Here is a 3,837-nt window from a genome sequence, read left to right as displayed (position 1 = left end):
AGAACTAATTAGATAGTCACTATAAAGATCTAACATGTTCATCTTCATGTTTTTATCTTCTTTCCTCATCTTAGCTTGGTTTCGGCAAAGCAATTACTCTCAAACCTACTTCCAGTATACATTCTCAGTCATTTTTTTTGGGCGCTTTCTATCTGCGTAAGGTGAGTTATTGATAGAAACAAGATGCTTTAAAAACATTTCAATTTTTTGAAATAGCAAAGAGTTTTTACCAATTTTTTGCTCTATTTCAACCTGAAGCTATTCAAGTTTTTTATCTGCTAATGGCTCATCAAAATCCTCTAACATCACAATCATCCCTGTCATCGTTCCTGCTTGTCTATACTTTTTCTTGGGTATGTCATCACTTGCGATCGCAACACCAGATGACTTGTTCATTCCCTTACTCAACAAATATTCCGCATAATGCAGAACCTCGATCTTGAGATCATCTGGTATTTTCGCAAAGATTTTGAGTACTTCATCATCTAAGGAAATACTGGTGCTAGGTTCTTGATCTTTAGCCATAGTTTGTTGCATTGATTTTCCCTCTAGAGCGATCGCAGATAGAAATATTGACAATTATGACCTATACACTCTCAACAGGTTCAGGCTTCCAAGTTTCGCCGTACTTATCTTTGAGAGCAGACCATGCTTCGACTTGACCTTCGGCATATTCCCCTGGTTTACCCCATTGGAGGAAAGCACTCATTTGAGCCTTGTCATCGGCATCGAGGAAGCGGATCGCGTAGGTGGTGAAATTACCGCGTTTGGCTTCGGCGGTTTCAAAGCGCACATCGGTGATTTTGTCCATATTGAGGTGAAACTCGATATGTTCAGAATGCATATTCGCATACTTGCCCTTAGGGAGTTCCGCATAAAACAACTTCTCGATATTTACCCTTGCTTCTAGTACACCCGCATCACTGGTGACGATCAGGCGGACTAGTCCGAGAGTGTGACATTCTTCTAAAAAATCTTTTAAAGTAGCAGCCATAGGAATTTATTTAATATTAATTAATAAGTTTATGATGATGTTGTGAAATTTTTTTGCGATCACAATATCCCTATTAAAGCCGAAAAGAGTTAGTGTGTGTAGCTTTTGGGGGATAAAAGTCGCGATCGTCGCTTAATATCAAGAAATTCCAAAGCCCTCAAAAATGCTCTAAAGTTGACTACAAGCTCATTTACCCGCAATCAATCAAGCATTTATCTATGAAAATCGCCAAGAACATAACTGAATTAGTCGGACGTACCCCACTGGTCGAATTGCAGCGCATTCCCAAGGCTGAGGGCTGCGTAGCAAGAATTATCGTCAAATTAGAGGGCATGAATCCCGCCGCTTCCGTCAAGGATCGGATTGGCGTGAACATGATCCAAGAAGCTGAAGAACAGGGCTTGATTGCGCCAAACAAGACAATTCTGGTAGAACCGACTTCGGGCAATACAGGGATTGCACTGGCGATGGTGGCAGCCGCCAAGGGTTATAAATTGATCCTAACGATGCCAGAAACCATGAGTATGGAAAGGCGAGCGATGTTACGCGCCTATGGAGCTACCTTAGAACTGACCCCAGGCACAGAAGGCATGGGTGGCGCTATCCGACGAGCAAAGGAAATCAGCGAGAGCACTCCCGATGCCTATATGTTGCAACAGTTCCGCAACCCCTCAAATCCTGCAATTCACCGTAAGACTACTGCTGAAGAGATTTGGGAAGATACCGACGGACAGGTTGATTTTCTGATTTCGGGAGTTGGTACTGGCGGTACGATTACGGGCATTGCCGAAGTAATTAAATCGCGGAAGCCAGATTTTAAAGCGATCGCGGTCGAGCCAGCCAATAGCCCCGTACTGTCGGGTGGTCGTCCTGGCCCCCATAAAATTCAAGGTATTGGCGCGGGATTTGTGCCTGAAGTTCTAAAAACAGAACTGATTGATGAGATTATTCCCGTGAGTGACGATCAGGCGATCGCTTTTGGACGCAGATTAGCTCGCGAAGAAGGACTTTTATCGGGAATTTCCAGTGGAGCGGCGCTTTATGCCGCCGTGCAAATTGCCAAGCGTCCCGAAAATGCGGGCAAAATGGTGGTGATGATTCAACCCAGTTTTGGCGAACGTTATTTAAGTACTCCTCTGTTCCAAGATCCTGAATTGATGGGACTTAGCTAACGTCAGTTCGGGTTAAGCTGGCAAATTTTAAAAGCCCAAAAGTAAAAGCCTTGCGTAGCAAGGCTTTTACTTTTGGGCTTTGAGAAAGGGTTTGCGTAGCAATCCCTTTCTCAAAGCCTGTTTCAAATTATCCCGAACTCACGTTAGCTAAACAAAAAGAGCCGTGCTTTGCGCGGCTCTTTTTGTTTAAGGCTTTTTGCTTAAGACTTTTTGTTTAAGACTTTGCAATTACATTTTTCTTATAAGTTCCATCTAAAACCGAAAGCGCGGCTACATATTGCGGATCTTCTTTGGTTCCGAGTTGTTGGCGCGTAATTGGTTCCGTAAGGGCAACTTCCACATTCGGAATGATGCCGCGTTTGTGGATGTTGTGATGGAGGGGTGTTTCGTATTTAGCAATGGTTACCGCTAAACCTGCACCATCTTCCAATTCATAAAGTGATTGAATTAGACCTTTCCCATAGGTTTTAGTGCCGACCAATTGCGCGCGATTGGTTTCTTGTAATGCACCAGCCAGAATTTCGCTAGCACTGGCACTGCCACCATCGGTCAGTACCACTAAAGGATCGGTTGTAATGGCACTGCCTTTTGCCTCAAAGCTTTCCTGTACGCCATGTCGATCCACTGTGTACACAACCGTTCCCTCAGGAATCCACATCCTCGCAATTTCTAGCCCTGCATCAAATAGCCCTCCAGGATTACCGCGCAGATCGAGGACGTAGCGATCGGCTCCTTCTGCTTTAAACTTTTTGATGGTCTTTTCCATATCCGTCGCCGCATTGCCATTGAATTGGTTGAGACGGATATAGCCGACTTTGTGATTGTCTTCCTGATTGAGCTTAGCAATAATCGGAGTAACGGCAATGCGATCGCGTTTAATGACCACATCAAACTTCTCAAAGCCCTTATCATTGGCAAGGGGACGCTCTATGCTGAGCTTGACTTCTGAACCGATCTCTCCCCGCATTCTGGTTGCGCATTCATCGAGACTTAAACCTTTGGTAGGAATGTTATCAATGCCCACAATGCGATCGCGTGATCGCAACCCCGCCGCATCCGCAGGCGAACCCTCAATCGGTGCAATCACGATCACATTATTTTTTGGTTCATCAACAGCAATTTGGAGCCCCACACCAGTTAACGCCCCTGCTGTACTGGTTTGCATACTCTTAAACTTGTCGGGTTCGAGCAATCTTGTAAAAGGATCGTCAAGCGTGGCAAGCATTTCGCGGATAGCCTGATAAGTATCATCATGGCTGTTAAATTTACGATTGACAAACTGGCGGCGAACTTTGTACCAATTTTGATGATTAAAATCAGCGTCAACATAGGAACGGTTGACGATCTGCCAAACATTTGTGAGAAATTTTTGTTCTTGTAAATAGTCCGTTACCGCAGCACTTGCCCCAAAACTCCAGAAAAACTGTAAGGCGATCGCGAAACCAATGACGAGCCAAGACCAAATACGACGCTGTTTTATCATGCTCTGTACGCAAACTGTTTATCTAAAAATATTCTCTCTATCCTAACTAATCTAGCTTTCAACAAGCCTGATTTCTCATATTTTTCTAACTATAGCAACGTAAGAGATCACTAAATAGCTAAGCGCAATTAAATATAAAACCCCAAAACCTGTAGCGCCCGCGCAGCGGGCGCTACAGGTTTTGATTC

At 44.2% G+C, this 3,837-nt stretch carries 4 protein-coding genes; 1 reads left to right on the top strand and 3 read right to left on the bottom strand.

Annotated elements, in window-relative coordinates:
• Positions 1 to 258 precede the first annotated feature (258 nt).
• Positions 259 to 579, bottom strand: a complete 321-nt coding sequence (locus tag AC805_RS10635) for a DUF2281 domain-containing protein (RefSeq protein WP_231662640.1) — start codon at positions 577 to 579, stop codon at positions 259 to 261.
• Between the two features lie 7 nt (positions 580 to 586).
• Positions 587 to 994, bottom strand: coding sequence for a ChuX/HutX family heme-like substrate-binding protein (locus AC805_RS10630; protein WP_055075415.1), 408 nt, complete (start codon positions 992 to 994; stop codon positions 587 to 589).
• Between the two features lie 218 nt (positions 995 to 1,212).
• Between AC805_RS10630 and cysK the strand changes: the two genes are divergently transcribed.
• On the top strand, positions 1,213 to 2,166 hold the full coding sequence (cysK, locus tag AC805_RS10625; protein WP_055075414.1) for a cysteine synthase A: 954 nt from the start codon (positions 1,213 to 1,215) through the stop codon (positions 2,164 to 2,166).
• A 214-nt stretch (positions 2,167 to 2,380) separates the two neighbouring features.
• On the opposite strand, the gene AC805_RS10620 is transcribed toward cysK, so the two are convergent.
• The gene (locus tag AC805_RS10620; RefSeq protein WP_197278694.1) at positions 2,381 to 3,649 is read right to left on the bottom strand and encodes a S41 family peptidase; all 1,269 of its coding nucleotides are present in this window, start codon (positions 3,647 to 3,649) and stop codon (positions 2,381 to 2,383) included.
• Between the last annotated feature and the right edge of the window lie 188 nt (positions 3,650 to 3,837).

Origin of the sequence: Pseudanabaena sp. 'Roaring Creek', assembly GCF_001402795.1 — a bacterium.
GTDB lineage: Bacteria > Cyanobacteriota > Cyanobacteriia > Pseudanabaenales > Pseudanabaenaceae > Pseudanabaena.
The sequence above is the reverse complement of the archived record's forward strand: the minus strand, read 5'-3'. Positions and strand labels throughout refer to the sequence as shown.

Excerpts from the sequence above, each read along its gene's own strand:
- AC805_RS10630 (WP_055075415.1), bottom strand. The coding sequence starts at position 994 with ATGGCTGCTACTTTAAAAGATTTTTTAGAAGAATGTCACACTCTCGGA.
- cysK (WP_055075414.1), top strand. The coding sequence starts at position 1,213 with ATGAAAATCGCCAAGAACATAACTGAATTAGTCGGACGTACCCCACTG.
- AC805_RS10620 (WP_197278694.1), bottom strand. The coding sequence starts at position 3,649 with ATGATAAAACAGCGTCGTATTTGGTCTTGGCTCGTCATTGGTTTCGCG.